At 64.7% G+C, this 18,842-nt stretch carries 19 protein-coding genes and 1 tRNA gene; 14 read left to right on the top strand and 6 right to left on the bottom strand.

Annotated elements, in window-relative coordinates:
- Window positions 1-21 precede the first annotated feature (21 nt).
- The 6 genes from KBY83_RS07785 to KBY83_RS07760 all read left to right on the top strand — a co-directional run bounded on the left by KBY83_RS07785 (window position 22) and on the right by KBY83_RS07760 (window position 4,389).
- Window positions 22-657, top strand: a complete 636-nt coding sequence (locus KBY83_RS07785) for a DUF3318 domain-containing protein (RefSeq protein ID WP_106632970.1) — start codon at window positions 22-24, stop codon at window positions 655-657.
- Window positions 650-1,060: a ribosome silencing factor gene (gene rsfS, locus KBY83_RS07780; RefSeq protein WP_255019024.1), complete on the top strand. Its 411-nt coding sequence runs from the start codon at window positions 650-652 to the stop codon at window positions 1,058-1,060. Before KBY83_RS07785 ends, rsfS begins: the two co-directional genes overlap by 8 nt.
- 5 nt (window positions 1,061-1,065) lie before the next feature.
- The gene (locus tag KBY83_RS07775) at window positions 1,066-1,548 is read left to right on the top strand and encodes a CGLD27 family protein (RefSeq protein ID WP_254930078.1); all 483 of its coding nucleotides are present in this window, start codon (window positions 1,066-1,068) and stop codon (window positions 1,546-1,548) included.
- A gap of 18 nt (window positions 1,549-1,566) precedes the next feature.
- Window positions 1,567-2,538, top strand: a complete 972-nt coding sequence (locus KBY83_RS07770; RefSeq protein WP_255019023.1) for an asparaginase — start codon at window positions 1,567-1,569, stop codon at window positions 2,536-2,538.
- A gap of 43 nt (window positions 2,539-2,581) precedes the next feature.
- Window positions 2,582-2,658 (top strand) — tRNA-Met (locus KBY83_RS07765).
- An 84-nt stretch (window positions 2,659-2,742) separates the two neighbouring features.
- Window positions 2,743-4,389 (top strand): GMC oxidoreductase, encoded by a 1,647-nt coding sequence (locus tag KBY83_RS07760; RefSeq protein WP_255019022.1) that lies wholly within the window; start codon window positions 2,743-2,745, stop codon window positions 4,387-4,389.
- Window positions 4,390-4,540: 151 nt separating this feature from the next.
- On the opposite strand, the gene KBY83_RS07755 is transcribed toward KBY83_RS07760, so the two are convergent.
- Together KBY83_RS07755 and KBY83_RS07750 are read right to left on the bottom strand one after the other, a co-directional pair.
- A complete protein-coding gene (locus KBY83_RS07755; RefSeq protein WP_255019021.1) occupies window positions 4,541-4,777 on the bottom strand; it encodes a DUF2811 domain-containing protein in 237 nt (78 codons plus the stop codon).
- Window positions 4,778-5,191: 414 nt separating this feature from the next.
- The gene (locus tag KBY83_RS07750) at window positions 5,192-6,319 is read right to left on the bottom strand and encodes a sirohydrochlorin chelatase (RefSeq protein WP_255019020.1); all 1,128 of its coding nucleotides are present in this window, start codon (window positions 6,317-6,319) and stop codon (window positions 5,192-5,194) included.
- Between the two features lie 77 nt (window positions 6,320-6,396).
- On the opposite strand from KBY83_RS07750, the gene KBY83_RS07745 reads away from it, so the two are divergent.
- The 3 genes from KBY83_RS07745 to KBY83_RS07735 are packed head-to-tail and all read left to right on the top strand — an operon-like array spanning window position 6,397 to window position 8,264.
- A complete protein-coding gene (locus KBY83_RS07745; RefSeq protein WP_106632976.1) occupies window positions 6,397-7,059 on the top strand; it encodes a ParB-like protein in 663 nt (220 codons plus the stop codon).
- A 50-nt stretch (window positions 7,060-7,109) separates the two neighbouring features.
- A complete protein-coding gene (locus tag KBY83_RS07740; RefSeq protein ID WP_255019019.1) occupies window positions 7,110-7,556 on the top strand; it encodes a universal stress protein in 447 nt (148 codons plus the stop codon).
- Between the two features lie 42 nt (window positions 7,557-7,598).
- Window positions 7,599-8,264 carry a hypothetical protein gene (locus KBY83_RS07735; RefSeq protein WP_255019018.1) on the top strand — a complete coding sequence of 222 codons (666 nt, stop codon included), beginning with the start codon at window positions 7,599-7,601 and terminating at the stop codon, window positions 8,262-8,264.
- On the opposite strand, the gene KBY83_RS07730 is transcribed toward KBY83_RS07735, so the two are convergent.
- Window positions 8,261-10,660, bottom strand: coding sequence for a glycogen/starch/alpha-glucan phosphorylase (locus tag KBY83_RS07730; RefSeq protein ID WP_255019017.1), 2,400 nt, complete (start codon window positions 10,658-10,660; stop codon window positions 8,261-8,263). The two genes, KBY83_RS07735 and KBY83_RS07730, sit on opposite strands and share 4 nt — an antisense overlap.
- 177 nt (window positions 10,661-10,837) lie before the next feature.
- Here KBY83_RS07730 and KBY83_RS07725 point away from each other — a divergent pair, with 177 nt between their 5' ends.
- Window positions 10,838-13,006, top strand: coding sequence for a glutamine synthetase III (locus KBY83_RS07725; protein WP_254960329.1), 2,169 nt, complete (start codon window positions 10,838-10,840; stop codon window positions 13,004-13,006).
- A gap of 359 nt (window positions 13,007-13,365) precedes the next feature.
- Here KBY83_RS07725 and KBY83_RS15495 read toward each other — a convergent pair whose 3' ends face one another.
- A complete protein-coding gene (locus KBY83_RS15495; protein ID WP_396093672.1) occupies window positions 13,366-13,416 on the bottom strand; it encodes a hypothetical protein in 51 nt (16 codons plus the stop codon).
- 600 nt (window positions 13,417-14,016) lie between these two features.
- On the opposite strand from KBY83_RS15495, the gene KBY83_RS07715 reads away from it, so the two are divergent.
- Complete coding sequence (locus KBY83_RS07715) at window positions 14,017-14,220, top strand: hypothetical protein (RefSeq protein ID WP_255019015.1); 204 nt, start codon at window positions 14,017-14,019, stop codon at window positions 14,218-14,220.
- A gap of 9 nt (window positions 14,221-14,229) precedes the next feature.
- Here the strand turns inward: KBY83_RS07715 and KBY83_RS07710 are convergent, their stop codons facing one another.
- On the bottom strand, window positions 14,230-14,469 hold the full coding sequence (locus tag KBY83_RS07710) for a hypothetical protein (protein WP_255019014.1): 240 nt from the start codon (window positions 14,467-14,469) through the stop codon (window positions 14,230-14,232).
- Window positions 14,470-14,761: 292 nt separating this feature from the next.
- Between KBY83_RS07710 and KBY83_RS07705 the strand changes: the two genes are divergently transcribed.
- From KBY83_RS07705 to KBY83_RS07695, 3 genes are all read left to right on the top strand, one after another.
- On the top strand, window positions 14,762-15,199 hold the full coding sequence (locus KBY83_RS07705) for a molecular chaperone DnaJ (protein ID WP_193486321.1): 438 nt from the start codon (window positions 14,762-14,764) through the stop codon (window positions 15,197-15,199).
- Between the two features lie 51 nt (window positions 15,200-15,250).
- Entirely contained in the window at window positions 15,251-15,604 is a 354-nt protein-coding gene (locus KBY83_RS07700) for an esterase/lipase family protein (RefSeq protein ID WP_396093643.1), read from the top strand.
- A 151-nt stretch (window positions 15,605-15,755) separates the two neighbouring features.
- Window positions 15,756-16,205, top strand: a complete 450-nt coding sequence (locus KBY83_RS07695) for a hypothetical protein (RefSeq protein WP_255019013.1) — start codon at window positions 15,756-15,758, stop codon at window positions 16,203-16,205.
- Here the strand turns inward: KBY83_RS07695 and KBY83_RS07690 are convergent, their stop codons facing one another.
- A complete protein-coding gene (locus KBY83_RS07690) occupies window positions 16,206-18,395 on the bottom strand; it encodes a beta-glucosidase (RefSeq protein ID WP_255019012.1) in 2,190 nt (729 codons plus the stop codon).
- Window positions 18,396-18,842 lie beyond the last annotated feature (447 nt).

Raw genomic sequence — 18,842 nt, 5'->3', positions numbered from 1 at the left:
TTGATAACGCGGAAGCCCTAGATGAGTGAGCTCCAGCGCCTGAAAGGGCTGCTGCCCCCTGAATTACAGAGCTGGGTGTTTGTTGAAGCGGCCGCCTCAGTGGAACCGCCCCTGATCACCATCGAGGAGATCGGTCGCGATGAAGTCGAAATTCAGGTCGACCTGGAAAGCTGGGACGGGCTGGCGATAGACCATCGCAACCTGCTGTTTTGGCACGAGGTGGGCCGCGTCCAGAACGATGCAGTACCCCGCGACGGCTGGGAAATGGCGGCCCTGGCGATCGGCCTGGGTGGAGCCATCGGTGAGCTGTGGGTGCAGGACGGCCTCCTCCTGGTGATGGCCCTGGGCCTCTCCGGCTTTGCCGGCTACCGCCTCTATCTCAAAAACAACTCCGAAAAGCGGTTGCAGGACGCCATCGCCGCCGATGAGCGGGCCATCGACCTGGCCACCCGCTTCGGTTACACCCTGCCCAATGCCTACAAGAGTTTGGGCGGCGCCCTCAAGGAGCTGGTGGAGCAGACCCGCAAGAAAAAGAAGCGCGCCTTCTACGAAGACCGGCTCGAGGCACTGCGCAAGAGTGCCGGCAAGGCCAGGGCCGAAATGGCCCAGCAACAGGGCTCGCGTCAATCCGTCACCAGTGAGAACGTCTATGGCTGATTCCCCCGCTGGCAGGACCACGACCCACCAGGAGCTCGACAGCGAGCAGCTGGCCAAGCTGGCGGCAGAAGCCTGTGACGACCGCAAGGCCGTGGATATTCGCCTGATCCGGGTTGACGAGGTGTCGTCGTTGGCCGATTGGTTTGTGATCTGCAGCGGCCTCTCCGATGTGCAGGTGCGGGCCATCGCCCGCTCGGCTGAGGATCAGATCGAGGAAACCACCGGCCGGCTACCCCTACGGCGCGAAGGCCAGAAGGAGGGCCGCTGGATGCTGCTCGATTACGGCGAAGTGATCGTGCACGTGCTCACCCCCAGCGAGCGCACCTACTACGACCTCGAATCCTTCTGGGGCCACGGCGAACAGGTGCGCTTCGTAAGCTCGACTCCAGCAGTTTCTCCCTGAACGCCATGCCGTGCCCGGTGCCGCCCGAGCAACGGCCCCTGCAGGAATACGAGCAGTTGCTGGCCTCCTGGTTTTTTGTTTGGCCGTCCCACGACCTGCCAGGTCTGTTGCGCCCTTTAGCCACCAGCTGGCTGTTGCTACTGCCCCTCTCCACCTTGGTGGCAAGCGGCAGCTGGGTGTTGCGCCACCACCCGGCCCAGCTGGTGCTGGCGGGCATGGTGGCTGCAGTGGCGTTGCCGATGCTGCTGCTCGTGCGCCAGTGGCTCGGATGGAACTACGTGCACCGCCGCCTGGTCTCCGAGCGGGTCGAATACGAGGAATCGGGTTGGTATGACGGACAAGTGTGGGAAAAGCCCCTGGCCTGGCGCCAGCAGGACCTGCTGGTGGCCCAGCACCAGGTGCAACCGGTGCTGCGGCGGCTGCAACAGGGCGCAGCCCTGGCGGTAATCCTGGCCCTGGTGGGGGCCAGCCTCTGTCAGGCTCTTTAGATCAGCTCCTGGGCTCTTGTGACCCTGTCCTCCAGTTTCGGTGGCACCGCCCGCGGGGGCGTCCCTCCCCTGGAGGTGCGGCTGCTGCGCAACGGCATCGTCGAATCGCGCCACCGGGTGCATGCGGTGGTTTGCGACGGCCGCGGCCGAGTATTGATGCGGGCCGGCGATCCCCAGCAGCTGAGCTTTGTGCGCTCTGCCCTAAAGCCCTTTCAGGCCACGGTTTTTGTGAGCAGTGGCGCCGCCGACCATTGCAATTGCGGCGAGCGGGGCCTGGCGATCGCCTGCGCTAGCCACACCGGCACGGCCATGCACGCCCGCGAGGCCTTCAAACTGCTTTGGGGCGCTGAAATCGAGGCCGAGCAGCTGCAATGCCCCGTGCCCGACTGCGGCAAAAGCCCCCTGGAGCACAACTGTTCCGGCAAGCACGCCGCCTTCCTGGCCACCTGCCGGCAACTGAACTGGAGTACCGAGAGCTATTTACAAAAAGAGCATCCTCTCCAGCAGGAGGTGCTTAAGCGCGTAGGCGATTTGCTCGCCCTGCCCGCCGCCGAGCTACTCACCGCCCGCGACGACTGCGGCGCCCCCACCCTGCAGCTGCAACTGGCCCAGATGGCACTGCTCTACGCCCACCTGGGCGCCGGCAGCCAGGCCGACCTGGAGCGCCTCAGCCGGGCGATGCTGGCCCACCCCGAACTGGTGTCAGGGGAGGGGCGCTTTGACACCGAACTGATGCGCGGCGGCCACGGTCAAGTGGTGAGCAAGGGCGGAGCTGAAGGCATCCAGTGCCTCAGCCGCGTCGGCGAAGGCATGGGGGTAGCGATCAAGGTGGAAGACGGCTCCGCCCGAGCCAAGCAAGCCGTAGCCCTGCACCTGCTCGAGCAGCTCGACTGGCTAACGCCGATAGCTCTCGAAGATCTGCGCACTCGCTTCTTGATCCCAGCCCCCCATCTGCGCCTGGAAGTGATCGGCGAGCTGCGCTTCGACTGAGCGCCAGTACTAGGCACTTCGACTGGTATGGTTAAGAGGTCGACGCGGGGTAGAGCAGTCTGGTAGCTCGTCGGGCTCATAACCCGAAGGTCGCGAGTTCAAATCTCGCCCCCGCCACCACTTCCCAGAGCCCCGGCAGTCTCCTGTCGGGGCTTTGTTGTTTGAACGTTCACCTCCGCTGCCCCAGCGATCACCGCCCAGAAAATGGCCATCCCCGCCAGCGTGACCCAGCCCGACGCCATCGTGGTGGGCTCCGGGGCTACCGGCGGTGTGGCTGCCATGGTGCTGGCCGAGGCGGGGCTGAGAGTGCTGGTGCTGGAGGCCGGTCCCGAGCTCTCATCCCGCCAGGCCTTCGGCAGCGAACCGCTTAATACGGCCCGGCGTGTGGCCAGCATCGCCAGCGGCCAGCAACGCCTGCAGCGCCACCATCCAGGCTTCTGGAAACACAATCCCCAGCTGTTCGTCGATGAGCGGCTCAATCCCTACTCCACCCCAGACGACGCCCCGTTTTTGTGGAGCCGGGGCAGGCAGGTGGGGGGCAAAAGCCTCACCTGGGGAGGCATCACCCTGCGCCTTTCCGACTACGAATTTGGTGCGGCTGAGCGCGAGGGTCAGGGGGCAAGCTGGCCGATCGGCAGCGCCGAGCTAGCGCCTTACTACACCCACCTTGAGCAGTTGCTGGAAGTGCATGGAGCCTGCGACGGCCTGCCCCAGCTGCCCGATGGCCACTTCCAGGCGCCCCTGCCCTTCACCCCAGGCGAGCGCCACCTGCAGCGCCGCATCGGCAACGAGCTTGGCTTGCCCCTGATCCACTCGCGCGGCTTCAACCTGCACCGGGGTGCGGGCTGGCCCCGCTCCGCCAGCCAGGGGCGCACGTTGGCACGGGCCCTGGCAACGGGGCGCACCCAGGTGCGCAGCAACGCCGTGGTGAGCCACCTACTGCTCGACGGCGAGCGGGCCCAGGGAGTGGTGCTGGTAGATGGCAAAACGGCAGCCCGCGAGCGCATTGAGGCGCCCTTGGTGGTGCTCTGCGCCTCAACGATCGAGACCCTGCGGATCCTGCTGCACTCGAGCGAAGCCCACCAACGCGGTGGACTAATCGATCCATCCGGCAGCCTCGGGCGCTATCTGATGGATCACATCTCCAGCAGTCGCTTCTTTTCGATTCCCGGGGTGCCGGCCCTTGATGGGCCCAGCGAACTTTCTGGGGCCGGTAGCTGCTTCATACCCAACACGGTCAACCTGGATGCGGGCAGCGAAGCTGATTTCAGTGGCGGCTATGGCCTCTGGACAGCCCTGCAGCGCTTTGATCCACCCGCCCTGCTGCAGCGACGCAGAGGCGAGGCGGTGGGTTTTCTGATCGGTCACGGCGACGTGCAACCCAACGCCGACAACCAGGTGACCTTGAACGGCGAACAACTCGATGCCTGGGGGCTACCCACCGCCCACATCAACTGCCGCTGGGGTGCAAACGAGCAGCGCCTGGTGGCCCACATGCACCGGCGCATGGAGGCGGTGGTGGCAGCTGGTGGGGGGCAGATCCGGCCCATCGAAGAGCTATTTGTGCTGCCGCTGCTGGAGCCCTGGATCCGCACCAGCCTGGCGGTGAGTCCCGAGGCGCCACCACCTGGCTACTACATCCACGAACTCGGCGGCGCCCGCATGGCAAGCCAGCCCGAGACAGGTGTGGTGAATCACCTCAACCAGTGCTGGGGCGCCCCCAATGTGCTGGTAGTCGATGGGGCCTGCTGGCCCCGGGCCGGCTGGCAGAGCCCAACCCTCACTGAAATGGCCATCACCTGGCGCGCTTGCGAAGCCGCCGCCGCCAGGTTGCGCCAAGGAGACCCATAACCCGGTTGCGATCCGGTGTCTATCGCCACAACCGGCTTGAGCAACCCTGCTCACAATGGCAAAGTCGACCTCTAAAGGGTCGGGCAAGGGAGTCTCAGGCGGAGGTTGGCCCCTCCGCCTTTTTTTGTTATCCGCCACCAGATTTGAAAATTCAGGGGCGCAGGAACAGGCCGTTGAGGTAGTGCTGGCTCACCCCCTGATCAGTGCAACCGTGCTGAAACAGGAAGCTGGATAGGGCTGAGGAGATCAAGCGGTATTGATCCCACTGGGGATGGCTGCGCAGGAACTCGTGCATGCCATCGAACAACACCTCTGGCACCTCCGCCTCCAGGCTGATGCTGCCGGCTTCTGCCTCCACTAACCCTTCTGCGCAGCTGGGCTGCTTCATACATCGTTGGAGGTGACTGCGCTCGGCTGCCATTACGAAACAAGAGGTGGGGTGACTCAGTAGGCCACATCGCTGCCAGGTCCGTCAAAGCCTCAAGGCCAGGGCGAAACCACACCGTTCTCAACTGAGATTGCCTGTGCCGGCGGTTCCACAAGGGCGTAGCGAGGCTTTGCAAAGCCTGCGAGGGCGACCGCTGCCGGTGCTGTCAAGGCCAGACTGAACAAAAGCAGTTATTCCCCAACTGCCAGGCCTGAACTGGCTCAAAGGCCTCTGTTCTGGGGAAAAACCCTAATAAACCGGGGAAAAGACGGCAAAATTGTGGAAAGGGATTACCAATCAGCAGAACTGATGAGCTGGAGTCTCGCGAGACTTCCGGCGAGCTGAGAAGACTGAGCCACGCCAAACCGAGAGGGCTCAGCTGCTGCCGCCCTGGCGCAGGGTTGTGGGACCGAGGGGATGGTCCGCGTGGGGGTAGGGCGGATGGTGATGGCTGTGACCGTGGTCGTGGCTGAGACCGTGGTCGTGGCTGTGCCCAGGGGAGTGGTCGTGATCGTGGGTGTGGCCGCCCACTGGAATCGGCACGCCATCGGGCTGGCAGGCACCGGTGCACTCGCGCTCACAGAGGTCACAGCCGTCGGTGAGCCCTTCAACGTGGTGGTGGTGGCTGTGCTGGGGCGCCCCAACCTCAGTCTCAAAGCCCAGCACCTGGGCCCGGTATTTGCACAGCGAGCAATTCATGTTGGCGTCACCGCGCACCACCTCGGCCACGCGCTCCACAAAGGTGTCAAGCACCAGGGGGTGATCTGCCAGATAGGAGGCCTTCAGGAACTCCACCTCTGGATGGTCCTGGGCCACCCGCTCGGTGTGCTGCTGGATTCGACTCACCAGCACCCCGGAAAACAGGAAATAGGGGAAAACGACAACCCGGCGATAGCCGAGTCTCACCACTTGGCGCAGTCCAGGCTCCACCAATGGAAAGGTGACCCCGGAATAAACCGTTTCACCCCAGCCAAAACCAAAACCCTCCACCAACATCCGCGTCACCTTGGCGACATTGGAGTTGGCATCGGGGTCGGACGAGCCCCGGCCCACCACGACCAACATGGTTTCGTGCAGGGGCACCTCTGTGGCTGCCCCATCAAGGACTTCGCGAATCCGGGCCCCGGCGGCCTGAATCATCTTCAGGTCAACCCCCAGTTCTCGGCCGTAGTCGATGCGCAGACCCGTCTCCGCCGCGTAGGTATTGAGCACCGAGGGGATGTCGTTTTTGGCGTGGCCCGCTGCAAACAGCATGGCCGGCACGGCCAGCACGTGGCTTACCCCCCTGGCTCGTAGCGCCTCCAGGCCATCGCGCAGGATCGGCCTGGCAAATTCCAGGTAGCCGTATTCCACAGGCACCTCGGGCAACAGCGCTTGGAGCCCCTTGGCCAGCTCGGCAAATTCGGCCACTGCCAGCCGATTGCGGCTGCCGTGGCCGCAAACCAGCACCCCAATCGAGCCGTGGGGACCGGCACTCAGGTCGGGATGGGAGAGGGAAGCCATGGCCACTCGCACTTGAGGCCGACCCTATTCCGGGAAGCAGCGGGTCAGGATGGGGATATCCGGGCTGCCTAGCCGTCATGGCCCTGCGCCTTCCCCCATACCAGCCATTGCCGGCACCGCGCCCGGGGGGTGAGCTGCTTGAGGTGCCCATCGCCCAGCTGCGCCCCACCCAGCTCTGTGTGGGACTGGCTGAAGTGCGCAGCAGGCTGCGCGATTTCGGTGCCGAAAATGCCCGCGAACGCCGCTCCTACCTGGGCAGCAAGCCCGTGCCGCTGGTGCGCAGCGCTGATGGCAGCGTGTGGATGGTCGACCGCCACCACCGCCTACGGGCCCTGATCGAGATCGAACCCGGCGCCACCGCCTTCGGCTACGTGGTGCTCGAGCTCGACAGCCCCGACCCCCAGCAGGTGCTTGCTGCCCTGCATCAACGCGGCTGGCTCTACCTCTATGACGGCAGGGGCTTGGGGCCCCTGCCCCCCAGCGCCCTGCCCGAGCAGCTCACAGGCCTGCAGGACGACCCCTACCGCAGCTTGGTGTGGAAGCTGAAGCAGGAGGGGGTCCTGGCCGCCGCCCCGCTGATTCCCTTCCACGAATTCCGCTGGGGGGCCTGGCTGCGCAGCCGCCCCCTGCCGCCCTTCAGCTCCGAGCAACTCGAGCCGGCCCTGCCCCGCGCCCGCGCCCTGGCCCGTTCACGAGCCGCCGCCCACCTGGCTGGCTGGAAGGGCTCAGGCAGTTGCTAGGCGGCGCCAGCTGCCCCAGGCTGGAACTCCACCGCCCCCCTGCGCCGTAAATGCCATATCACCACCTGCTGGTACCCACCGATGGCTCCGAGCTCTCAGACAAGGCCGTGCAGCAGGCGGTGGCGCTGGGCCACAGCCTGGGAGCTCGCATCACCTTTTTCCACGCGCAATCCAACTTCCCCATCTCCCTGGTGGGCGTTGGTGAGCTGGTAGACCCCAATACGGTGACCGCCCTAGTGCAAGCCGCTCGCCATGGCGCCGAGCAAATCCTGGCGGCAGCAGCCGCCGCGGCCCAGGCCGCCGGGGTGGTCAGCGACCAGGACACCGTGGTGAGCTCCATGCCCTACGCGGCAATCGTGGAGGCGGCCGAACGCCATGGGGCTGATCTGATTGTGATGGCCTCCCATGGCCGCCGCGGCCTGGAGGGGGTGCTGCTGGGCAGCGAAACCCACCGGGTGCTTACCCACAGCAGCTGCCCAGTGCTGGTTGTGCGTTGAGCTCCGGCCACTACGCTGCCTGCGACAGCAATAGGCGTACCGGTGGCTAAGGACGAAACGAGCAGGGGCGAAGAACTGCAGGGGCTGGGCTGGACGCCTGAGGAGGTGCGCCAATACGAGGAGCTGTGGGAATACCGGCAGCGCTGGGGCGCCATCAACCTGGAGCCGGAAGATCGGGTGATGCTGCGGCGAGCTGAAGCAGCCCTGCCCAAGCGGGTTGCCCATGGCAAGAGCTCGCTCAAAAAAACACTGCAGCAGAAATCTCACTACCGCTGGCTGTGTCTCTATCGAGACGCCATGCTCGCCGCCGCCGAAGACCTTGGCCTGCAGCCCGGCGAAGAAGCCGCCTGGATGATTCTGCTCGAGGCCGAGTTACGAGCCCTGGATCACTACGAGCCGGTGCTGGGTTTACCTGACACCCTCAAGGCCAAGGCCCTACTGCCGGCCCGGGAGGCCTGGATAGCTGCCATCGCCGCCCAGGGGCGGGAGCTCAGCTTCGACTTCGATGCACCGCTCGAAGCCCTCAAGCAGCAGGAAGCCACCAGCTGGAAGCCCCTGCGCAACGCTGGGGCCCGCTCCTATCCGGTGCTTGAAGCTGGCGACGCTGCCAACTTCCGCACCCAGATGAACCAGGAGGTAGCCCAGCTGATCCGCGCCAGCTTCCCCTCGCTCAAGGACAGCGACAAGCCGGAGCCCCCGAGCGCCTAGGGCGCCGGGGCGCCGGCGCTGGTCTGCACCGGCACCCGGCCCACCTTCCAGATGCGCTCGGCGTAGTCAGCGATTGAGCGGTCGCTGCTGAAGAAGCCGCAGCGCATCGTGTTGTGCAGCGACATCCGCGCCCAGCGGCCCCGGTCAAGCCAGGCTTCATCTACGGCGTTTTGAGCGCGGCGGTAGTCGGCCACATCCGCCATAACCCGGAAGGGATCGTGGCTGGTGAGGCTGGCCAACAAGGGGTGGAAGAGCTCCCTATCACCCTCGCTGAAGTAGCCCGAGCCGATCAACTCCAGGGCCTGGCGCACGGCCGAGTCCTGCTCGATCCAGGGCATGGGGTGATAGCCGCTGTGACCCAGCTGCTCAATCTGCTCTGCGGTGTGGCCGAAGAGGAAGAAGTTCTCCGCCCCAACGCAGTCGCGGATTTCGATGTTGGCCCCATCGAGGGTGCCAATCGTGACCGCACCATTGAGAGCCATCTTCATGTTGCCGGTGCCGGATGCCTCCTTACCAGCGGTGGAGATCTGCTCAGAGAGATCCACCGCCGGATACACCAGCTGGCCCAAGCTGACGCTGAAGTTGGGCAGGAACACCACCTTGAGGCGGCCATCCATGGCCGGATCCATGTTGACCACGTCGGCGATACCGACCAGCAGGCGGATGATCAACTTGGCCAGGGCATAGCCGGGAGCCGCCTTGCCACCGAACACAAAGGTGCGCGGCGGCAGATCTTCACCGGCGCGGATGCGCAGATAGCGCTCAACGATCTGCAGGGCTGCCAAGTGCTGGCGCTTGTATTCGTGGATGCGCTTGACCTGCACATCAAACAGGGAGGTGTGATCAACCAACACCCCCAGCTCGCGGCGCATGTACTGGGCGAGGCGCTGCTTGCCCAAGTCGCGCACCGCCTGCCAGCGCTCCAGGAAGGCAGGGTCGTCGGCATAGGCGGCAAGCCCTTGCAGCTCCTCGAGGTGGGTGCGCCAGCGATCGCCGATCGCCTCATCGAGCAGGGCCGACAGCGGTGGGTTGGCCACCGCCAGCCAGCGCCGCGGCGTGACGCCGTTGGTGACATTGGTGAAGCGCTCCGGCCAGATCCGGGCCAGATCAGCAAACAGGTTCTGCTTAAGCAAGGTGCTGTGCAACTCGGCCACGCCATTGACGTGGTGGCTGCCCACCACCGCCAAGTGGGCCATGCGCACCCGGCGCTGCGGGCCCTCCTCAATCAGGGAAATGCGCTGCAGGATCTGGGAATCGCCGGGATAGCGAATCCGGGCCATGCGCAGGAAGCGGGTGTTGATCTCGTAGATGATCTCCAGCTGGCGGGGCAGCAACTGCTCAAACAGCTCCACGCCCCAGGTTTCCAGGGCCTCGGGCAGCAGGGTGTGGTTGGTGTAGCTGATGCTGGCGGTGGTGATCGACCAAGCGGTATCCCAATCGATGCCGTACACATCCATCAGCAACCGCATCAACTCAGCCACGGCGATGGCTGGATGGGTGTCGTTCAGCTGCAGCGCAAACTTGTGGTGGAAGTCCGTGACCTCCAGCCCCTGGCCCCGCAGGATGCGGAACATGTCCTGCAGGGAGCAGCTGACGAAGAAGATCTGCTGAGAGAGGCGCAGCCGCTTGCCCTGGTCCAGCTCGTCGTTGGGGTAGAGCACCTTTGAAAGGGTCTCCGCCTGCATCTTGCGCAGCACGGCCCTGGTGTAATCGCCGGCGTTGAAGGAAGCGAAGTCGAAGGCCTCAGGAGCCACCGCCGACCAGAGCCGCAGGGTGTTCGCGGTGTTTACGCCGTAGCCGAGGATCGGCGTGTCGTAGGCAACGCCGATCACGGTGTGTTCACCGATCTGCACCGGATAGCTCCACTCCGGCCGGATCACCTCCCAGGGATTGCCATGGGCCAGCCAGGGATCGGTGCTCTCCACCTGGCCGTAGGGGGTGATCTGTTGGCGGAAGATGCCGAATTCGTAGCGGATGCCGTAGCCGATCGCTGGCAGCTCCAGCGTCGCCATCGACTCCTGGAAGCAGGCGGCCAGTCGACCCAAGCCACCATTACCAAGTCCGGGTTCGGGCTCCTCGGCGATCAGCTCCTCGAGACTCAAGCCCAAGCTGGTGCAGGCCTCCCGGGCTGCCTCAACCAAGCCCAAATTCACCAGGTTGTTTTCCAGGTGCGGGCCCAGTAGGTATTCCGCCGACAGGTAGGTGGCCGTGCGGACATGCTCGCGGGTGTAGGTGTCGGCGGTGTCGACCCAGTTTTTGAGCAAGCGATCACGCACCGCCAAAGCCAGGCAGCGGTAGTGGTCGTGGCTGGTGGCCAGGGAGCTGGACTTGGCCTGACTGAAGAAGAGATGCCTTTGCATCGACTCCTTCAGAGCCTGGCTATCGGCTGAGGCCATCCCTGACTACCTACAAAGCGAAAGTCTGGGGCTCACGACTCAAATTCGCAGCAGCGTGGTCACGGTTACCGCACACGCCAAGCCAGGGCCAATCGCGCCGCTGGTATCAACCGCAGCAATGCTTTGAGGGGCGAACAGCTTTGGGTAGGTGGATTGACGTTCAGTGGCGAACTCCCCATGCCCTCCCAACCACGCCTTCAAGCCCTCGAAAAGATTCTCAGCCGCCCCGCCGCCCCTACAGCTCCAATTCAGCCCCTCGATGAGCTCTGGGCTAGCGACGTATTCACCCTCGACAAGATGAAGGCGGCGCTGCCGAAGGAGATCTTCAAATCGGTGCAGCGCACCATCAAGGAGGGCAGCAAGCTCGACGTGTCGGTGGCCAACGTGGTAGCCCAGGCGATGAAGGAGTGGGCCACCGCCCGAGGTGCCCTGTATTACTCCCACGTTTTTTATCCGCTCACCAACTCCACTGCCGAGAAGCACGACGGCTTCATCTCACCCCAGGGCGACGGCACGGTCTTCACCGAATTCACCGGCAAGGTGCTGGTGCAGGGCGAGCCCGACGGCTCCTCCTTTCCCAATGGCGGTATCCGCTCCACCTTTGAAGCTCGCGGCTACACCGCCTGGGACATCACCAGCCCCGCCTGGCTGATGGAGACGCCCAACGGTGTCACCCTCTGCATCCCCACCGTCTTCGTCTCGTGGACCGGCGAGGCCCTCGACAAAAAAACCCCCCTGCTGCGCTCGATCGCAGCCGTAAACAAACAGGCCCACAGGCTGCTCAGCCTGCTGGGGGAAACCACCATTGCCCCGGTCAACTCCAGCTGCGGCGCCGAGCAGGAGTACTTCCTGATCGACAGCGCCTACGTGCCCCTGCGGCCAGACCTGCTGTTGGCCGGCCGCACCCTGTTCGGTCGCCCCTCCGCCAAGGGCCAACAGTTTGACGACCACTACTTCGGCGCCATCCCGGAGCGGGTGCAGGTGTTCATGCAGGAGGTGGAGCGGCAGATGTACCGCCTGGGGATTCCGGCCAAAACCCGCCACAACGAGGTGGCCCCATCCCAGTTTGAGATTGCGCCTTTCTTCGAGGCCGCCAACGTGGCTACCGACCACCAGCAGCTCACCATGACCCTGCTGCGGAGCACGGCGAAGAAACATGGTCTGGCCTGCCTGCTGCACGAGAAGCCCTTCGCCGGCATCAACGGCTCTGGCAAGCACGTCAACTGGTCGATCGGCAACGCTACCCAGGGGAACCTGCTCGATCCGGGCAAGACGCCCCATAAAAACCTGCAGTTTCTGATGTTCTGCGGAGCGGTGATCCGCGGCGTGCATATGTACGGCCCCCTGCTGCGGGCCGTGATCGCCACCGCCAGCAACGACCACCGCCTCGGCGCCAACGAAGCGCCCCCGGCAATTATCTCGGTGTATCTGGGCAGCCAGCTGGAGGATGTGTTCAACCAGATCCGCGAGGGCCGGCTCTCCGGTTCGGCCCTCGGCGGCGTGATGGACTTCGGTGTGGATACCTTGCCGGAATTCGACAAGGACGCCGGTGATCGCAACCGCACCTCGCCCTTTGCCTTCACGGGCAACCGCTTCGAGTTTCGCGCCGTCGGCTCCAACCAATCGGTGGCTGGCCCGCTTGTGGCCCTGAACACCATCCTGGCCGATTCCCTCGCCTGGATCTCCAGCGAGCTGGAGGCAAAGCTGGGAAGTGGCTACGGCCTTGAGGAAGGGGCTCTGGCCGTGCTCAAGACCCTGATCGAACAGCATGGCGCCGTCGTGTTTGGCGGCAACGGCTATTCCGATGAGTGGCACCGCATGGCCGTGGAGGAGCGGGGCCTGGAAAACCTGCGGACTACCGCCGATGCCCTGCCGGTGTTGGAGCGCCAATCAATGCGCGAGCTGTTCGAGCGAACTGGCGTGCTCTCGGCCGTGGAGCTGCAGAGCCGCTTCGAGGTTTATGCCGAGCAGTACATCCTGGCGATCGATGTGGAAGCCAAGCTAGCCGTCCAGATCGCCCGCACCCAGGTGTATCCGGCGGCGATCCGCTACCTCGGCGAACTAGCTGAATCCCTGCAACTGCAGAGTTCCCTAGGCATCCAGGTATCGCCGGAAACCTCCAAGGAGGTGGCTGGACTGTGCCAGTCGTTGATGGACATCAGCGGCCAACTGCAAAGCGCCATCGACCATCCCCCCCACGGCACCGAAGCCCACATGCGCTACTCGGCCGACACCCTGGTGCCGTTGATGGCCGACTTGCGCGTGGCGGTTGACGGCCTGGAGGCCCTGGTCGACGACAACCTCTGGCCCCTACCCACCTACCAGGAGATGCTGTTCGTGCGTTGAGCAAGGCTACGCCCGCTCACTGCGGAAAAACGCTGATGCGGGTGCGTTCTACGTAACTGGGGTCGGCCATGGTGTCGACCTCAAAGCTGGTCCAGGTGGCACTGGGTGCGGGGCTGCGCTCAAGCAAAGGCCATTCGATACGCCGGCGCTGATAGGTGAGGCCCACACAAGTGAGCGCCTGGTCATCGGCCATCAGCGACCAGAGCACGTGCACCTCGCCGCGGTCATAGGCGATCGGAAGCTCCTGCCCGCCCTGCTCTGGCAACCATCCCGGAGCGAGGGTCAGGCCAGTCTGATTTTCCCAGCACAGGTAGGAGCCGTTATCGGTGGGATAAAACCAGCAGGTCTCATTGGCTGCCTCAGCCAGGGGAAAGCGATCCAGCAGCTCCACCTGCTGCACTTGCAGCCAAGAACCTTCGGCGGGGCCCCTAACGGCGTAGACGCCGATCCACAGGGAGGGCACGTCAAACTGCGTCACCACGGCATCGCAGATCAGGGAACGCCGCTCTGGCGCTGAGCCGAGGGGATCTTCACCGGCGATGGTGGCGCAGCCATTAGCCACCAACTCATCGAGGCTGCCCTGCCATTGATCTGGCATCCGAAACAGCCTCAGACCCCGGCCGCGATCAGGACCCTGGTGGCCTTGGGCCGCAACCAGAGCCTGCCAATCAACGCCCTCTTCGGGCAACTCCTGGCCCCTGGTCAACAGAAAGGCTAAGGAGTGGAGCATGGGTGCCTGCACAGGTCAGGGGCGCAGTAAAAGCGGACCCTAGAAGCCCTGACTGTTTAAGGCGGTGTTCTTGGCTGCCGGTCAGAGCACCAACTCCACGATCACAAAGCCCACAAGGGCCGCCAGAGCCAGCAGGGATGGCACACGCATCGAATTCTGCACTGTTCAATTCTTAAGCAAATCCTAGGAGCGCTGGCTGGCCCTGGTTTGGGATCGGGGAGGTCTTCACATCTCTTGCTCCTGAGAGACTGGGATCATCAGCAATCCCGCACCCCAGGCGATGCAAAGCAGCGAGGGCAGCCACCGCACAGCTTTCCGCCTGGTGCTGCTGCTTGGGGTGGCCATCGGCCTACACGTTTATGCCATACGGGTGAAAGAGGTAAAACCGAGTCGCCAGCTACCAAGAACCAGCCTTAGCCCCGATGGCCAGGGGCGCGTGGCCGGGTCCCAATCCAGCCGGATTCAGCGAGTACTTGAAAACTGAAAGCCAGCCTCAGCGCTCGAAGGCAAGGCCCACCAAAGAACGATTGGCACCCTTGACTTGCCAGCAGCCCTTCACCGGCCTGTAGCCACAGCCACGGCCATGGGCCTGGGTGATAAGTACGCCATGGCCGCCTGGACACAAATCGAGCCGCGGATCAACCCATATCGCCACGCCACCAGCACTGAAGTTGGCGATATCAACGGGAATTACAGGCAGCACCCTGCCCTCCCACTGCAACCAGCCCTCCATGGGTTGCTCCACTGGCCAACGCTGACCCTCGCGGAGGTTGGCGAACCCAGCCAGAGGCCTGTTTCGCAGGCGAAATCTGGTCAGCGATCTCATAAAACCCCCACTACGCAGGCCAGAGAAGACCGATCGCGGCAAGCGCGCCTCACCTCTTCTTAAGTTTAGACCCATCTGACACTGGATAGGCCGAGGTCCCGGCAGCCTTGTCATAAGAAGCTCCAGAAGCGCAAGGCGCAAAGATCTCGCCCCTAGCCAGCGATGAGCGTCGCCTAGGCCACCACGGGGCTTGCCGGCCATGGAGGACAGTGGATATATCGCGGCAGAGCTGATGCCCCAGACCATGCAAGCCAATTTGACCGGTCTGGTACCGACCCGATCGCCACGGGCCGCTGCCGCGCCAGCTGAAGAGACAAGCCAGTCCCAGCGGGGATTCGGCGGATCGGGCCAGAGCAAGTCACGACGCAAAGGGGGCAAAAAGCGCAGCCCTGCGCTGAGCAAAGCCGACTGGGGCCCTCTGGGTAAGCATCCCGATCTTGATGCGATCGTGGCGCGTCAGCGATTACACCTTCCCCTGGCCGGGCGCATCGGCGCCGACGAAGTCAACCGAGCTTGGAAGAGCGCCGCCGCCGAACACCACCCAGACCGCGGTGGCAGTCACGACACGATGCAACGGGTAAACGGGGCGCGGGATCTGCTGCTGGGTCGCAGCACCGTGGTGGAAAGGTCAGATTGAGTAATTGAATCGGATGGTGGTCCCATCGCCGATGCAACCCCCCTGGTTCTGGTGCACGGGCTGCTCGACAGCCCCGCGGTTTTCAATGCGCTTAAGCGCTGCCTGGGGGACCAGCGCCAACCGCTGTTAATCCCCGAACTACCGCTGCGGTTTGGCCTCACCCCCATCTCCGAGGCGGCCGAACTACTCGGTAGTCATATCGAAGCGGCATTCGGGCTGGAGCAACCCATTGATCTGCTGGGCTTTTCGATCGGCGGCGTAATCGCCCGGACCTGGATCCAGCTGCTGGGCGGCCAACGCCGCACCAGGCGCTTCACCAGTGTGGGAAGTCCCCAGCAAGGCACCCTCACCGCCCAGCCCTGGCCGGGATCGACTGCTGCAGCTTCTATTCGACCATCGACCTAGCCGTACTGCCCGGCTGGCGGGCCGTGCTGCCTGTGGGCCGCACCCAGATGCTGCCGGTGTGGCCCCATCCCCAGTTGCTGCGCGCTCCCAAATCGGTGCAGCTACTGGCCCAGGAGCTGTTGCGGCCCTGATGACAAACCTTTCTCCACTGATGACAGCCACCTCCAGCGCCCTGGGCTGGCTGCTCTGGAGCCTGCTCGTGGGCTCCCTGGCCAACAGGCTGCCAGCCGCTTGGTTGGAGCGGGAGCACTGGTTTATTCGGCGGCCATGGAGCGAAAGCCGTCAGGGCTTCGAGAGCCAGCTGGCGATCCGCAGCTGGAAGCCCTGGCTGCCCGATGCCGGCCACGCCCTGCCCAAAGGGATCGCCAAGGCAAGCCTGGTGGGCCGCGAGAGCACCAAGCTGGAGCGGCTGGTGCTGGAAACTCGCCGGGCCGAGCTGGTGCATCTAGCCCTGTGGCTTTTCTGGACTATCACCCCCCTGTGGCTACCGCCGGCGGGGGTGCTGATCAACCTCGCCTTTGCCACCGTCTTCAACCTGCCCTGCCTGTGGGTGCAGCGCTACAACCGCCTGCGGCTGGAGCGCCTGCTGGGCAAAGGCTGATCAGGGGCCCAGATCCGTTGCCTCGCAATTGATTTCCAGCAGCACCCCCCCATCTTCACTGTGTTGGCCAACCCGCAGGCGATGGCAACCCGACTCCAGCCAAAAGTGGCTGGAGACTTCATCGAAATAGGCCAGTTGACGCAGCGGAATGAGCAGCTGAAGCCGCCGGCAGTCGCCTGGCTCTAGCGCCGCCCTAGCGAAGCCCACCAGGCTGCGCTCGGGCCGCTCCAGCACTAGCCCAGGCGGTTCGGCGTACACCTGCACCACAAACTCACTGGCCAGCAGGCCGGCATTTTGGGCAGTTACAGCCAGCCGAATTTGATCTGGCTGCAGCTCGGCCTCCGCCTGGCTGATGCACAGCTCTGCGTAGGAGAGCCCAAAGCCGAAGGGGAAGGCGGCCGGATTGCCGTCTCGCTGCAGGCGGCGGTAGCCGTGCCAGAGGTCGTAGCGCACCTGGGGAGCCCTGGGCTCGAAATCAGGCAGGTGGTCGGCGCTGGTGGGAATGGCGAAGGGCAGGCGCCCACTGGGCGACACCTGGCCGAACACAACATCGGCCAAGGCCTCACCGCCCCGCTCCCCCGGGTACCAGAGCAGCAGGATCGCCGGCACAGCACGGCGCCAGGCCTCGATCAAGATTGCCCCACCTCCCATCAGCACCACCACTGTGCGGGGGTTTGCCGCCAGCACGGCCTCGATTAAGGCCACCTGCTCAGCGGGCAGCTCCAGGTTGGTGCGGTCGCCAGCGGCGAAATCGCCCCCCTGACGCGCCGAGCCGTAGCTGGTGGTGGCGGCAATGGCCCGGGCCACCGGCGGCCACCAGCGCCGCAGCAGGGGATGGGGAGGCGGTATCTGGCGCAGGATCGGCGCGATGTCGCCGGGATGGATGTGCTCCCCCTCCAGGCGCCAGTCGAGGCCCACTACCAGCAGGGCCGCCTCACAGCTGGCGGCCAGGGCAGTGGCTTCAGCCAGCCGCTCGCCACTGGCGTAACGCACAGCCCCCGGCGCAGCCGCTGCCTGCAGCCCCTGCAAGGGTGTGACCACCACGCCTGGCTTGGGCCGGGTGTCGGAGGAGCCGCGATCGCCCAGGTTGGCGATGGCGGCCAGGCTGCCGATCACCGCCAGGGAGCGGGCCGGATCCAGGGGCAACAGGGGCAAGCCGGGTGAGCCTGGAGGTGAAGCCTCGTTTTGAAGCAGCACGATCGACTTGGTGGCAGCCTCCCGGGCCAGGGCCCGGTGCTCGGAGCAGCCGCGCAGGCTGGTGGGATAGGAACCCTGGGGCACGGCGAGCTGCGCCCGCAGCTGGCGCAGCACGGCGTCATCCACGCGCTGCTGCGGCAGCCGACCATCAGCAACGGCAGCCTGCAGGCAACCGGCAAAGATCATGCGGAAGGGCATTTCCAAGTCCTGGCCAGCCCGCACCGCGGCAACGCCATCGCGCACCCCGAAGATGAAATCGGTCACCACGAAGCCCCTGAATCCCCAGCGCTGCTTGAGGATTTCGTTGAGCAGCACGGGGTGCTGGCCGCACCACTCGCCATTCACCTGGTTGTAGGCACTCATCAGCGAGCCCGCCCCGGCCTCTACGCAGGCGCGGAAGTGGGGCAGGTAAAGCTCGTGCAGCACCCGTTCACTCACCTGCACGTCCACCAGGAAGCGGGAGCTGTCGATCGAGTTGAGGGCGAAATGCTTGACGCAGGCCACGGCGTGGCGCTGGATGCCGCGGGTCATTGCCGCCCCCAGGCAGCCGAGCAGCACCGGATCTTCGCCATAGGTTTCCTGGGCCCGGCCCCAGCCGGGGTGGCGCAGCAGATTGACGCACACCGCCGCCAGCCAGTTGGCCCCGAAACTGCGGGCCTCGCGGGCCATGGCCACGCCGATCCGCTCTTCCAGATCCACGTCCCAGCAGGCACCGCGAGCAATCGGAGCGGGGAAGGTGGTCGCCCCGCCCTGGAGCACCACCCCCCGCGGGCCATCAACGAACTGCAGACCGGCTAGCCCCAGGCGCGGCAACACTCCCGCTGGCCAGGGGTGCAGGTGGGAGGCGTCGCGGCTGGCAATTTCCACCATGCCGGGCCAGAAGTCGGTGTCGCCCTCCAGCAGGGCAAGCTTCTCGGCAACGCTGAGCTGGGCCAGCAGCTCTTGGGCCCGGCGCTCAATCGACTGCTGATCAGTCTCTGGTGGCGCCGTCATGGCCTTTTCCCAAGCGGCATAAAAACTAGGAAGCCCGGAGCGCGTGCCCCGGGCTTCTGTTGACCCAGCTGTGGCGTTTGCCCGGAGGGGTGGGGCGCAGCTGGGCGCAAATTAGATAGCAATCAGATCGTGAGATCTGGGTGTCTTTAAGTTGTACTTCGGAGCTGCTGACGCAAGCACCTGGGGCCAGGTGACCAGTGGGACGTCTCGATTAATCCGGGGCACCTAAGGCGGCGCAGTGGAGGCTTTTCAGCCAAGAGACGTCAGAGATCCGTCGAGAGTGTTGGAGCAGGGGCCGGATCGTCAGCGCACTCCTGGCAAATGCTCAGGGGGGGTGTCTTCCATCAGTGGAGCCTCCGAATCCCGATGTCCACACGATCTCTCCGCCAAACCAAAAAGGCAACCATCCATACCGCTGCCGCAATGGCTCTTCACCCGCGGAAATCA

The organism is Cyanobium sp. WKJ7-Wakatipu (assembly GCF_024345355.1).
In the GTDB taxonomy this organism is placed as follows: domain Bacteria; phylum Cyanobacteriota; class Cyanobacteriia; order PCC-6307; family Cyanobiaceae; genus Cyanobium_A; species Cyanobium_A usitatum.
The sequence above is the reverse complement of the archived record's forward strand: the minus strand, read 5'-3'. Positions and strand labels throughout refer to the sequence as shown.

Excerpts from the sequence above, each read along its gene's own strand:
- KBY83_RS07690 (WP_255019012.1), bottom strand. The coding sequence starts at position 18,395 with ATGACGGCGCCACCAGAGACTGATCAGCAGTCGATTGAGCGCCGGGCC.
- KBY83_RS07775 (WP_254930078.1), top strand. The coding sequence starts at position 1,066 with ATGCCGTGCCCGGTGCCGCCCGAGCAACGGCCCCTGCAGGAATACGAG.
- KBY83_RS07785 (WP_106632970.1), top strand. The coding sequence starts at position 22 with ATGAGTGAGCTCCAGCGCCTGAAAGGGCTGCTGCCCCCTGAATTACAG.
- KBY83_RS07740 (WP_255019019.1), top strand. The coding sequence starts at position 7,110 with ATGCCATATCACCACCTGCTGGTACCCACCGATGGCTCCGAGCTCTCA.
- KBY83_RS07750 (WP_255019020.1), bottom strand. The coding sequence starts at position 6,319 with ATGGCTTCCCTCTCCCATCCCGACCTGAGTGCCGGTCCCCACGGCTCG.
- rsfS (WP_255019024.1), top strand. The coding sequence starts at position 650 with ATGGCTGATTCCCCCGCTGGCAGGACCACGACCCACCAGGAGCTCGAC.
- KBY83_RS07710 (WP_255019014.1), bottom strand. The coding sequence starts at position 14,469 with ATGGAGGGCTGGTTGCAGTGGGAGGGCAGGGTGCTGCCTGTAATTCCC.
- KBY83_RS07730 (WP_255019017.1), bottom strand. The coding sequence starts at position 10,660 with ATGGCCTCAGCCGATAGCCAGGCTCTGAAGGAGTCGATGCAAAGGCAT.
- KBY83_RS07745 (WP_106632976.1), top strand. The coding sequence starts at position 6,397 with ATGGCCCTGCGCCTTCCCCCATACCAGCCATTGCCGGCACCGCGCCCG.
- KBY83_RS07760 (WP_255019022.1), top strand. The coding sequence starts at position 2,743 with ATGGCCATCCCCGCCAGCGTGACCCAGCCCGACGCCATCGTGGTGGGC.
- KBY83_RS07725 (WP_254960329.1), top strand. The coding sequence starts at position 10,838 with ATGCCCTCCCAACCACGCCTTCAAGCCCTCGAAAAGATTCTCAGCCGC.
- KBY83_RS07715 (WP_255019015.1), top strand. The coding sequence starts at position 14,017 with ATGCAAAGCAGCGAGGGCAGCCACCGCACAGCTTTCCGCCTGGTGCTG.
- KBY83_RS07755 (WP_255019021.1), bottom strand. The coding sequence starts at position 4,777 with ATGAAGCAGCCCAGCTGCGCAGAAGGGTTAGTGGAGGCAGAAGCCGGC.
- KBY83_RS07705 (WP_193486321.1), top strand. The coding sequence starts at position 14,762 with ATGGAGGACAGTGGATATATCGCGGCAGAGCTGATGCCCCAGACCATG.
- KBY83_RS07695 (WP_255019013.1), top strand. The coding sequence starts at position 15,756 with ATGACAGCCACCTCCAGCGCCCTGGGCTGGCTGCTCTGGAGCCTGCTC.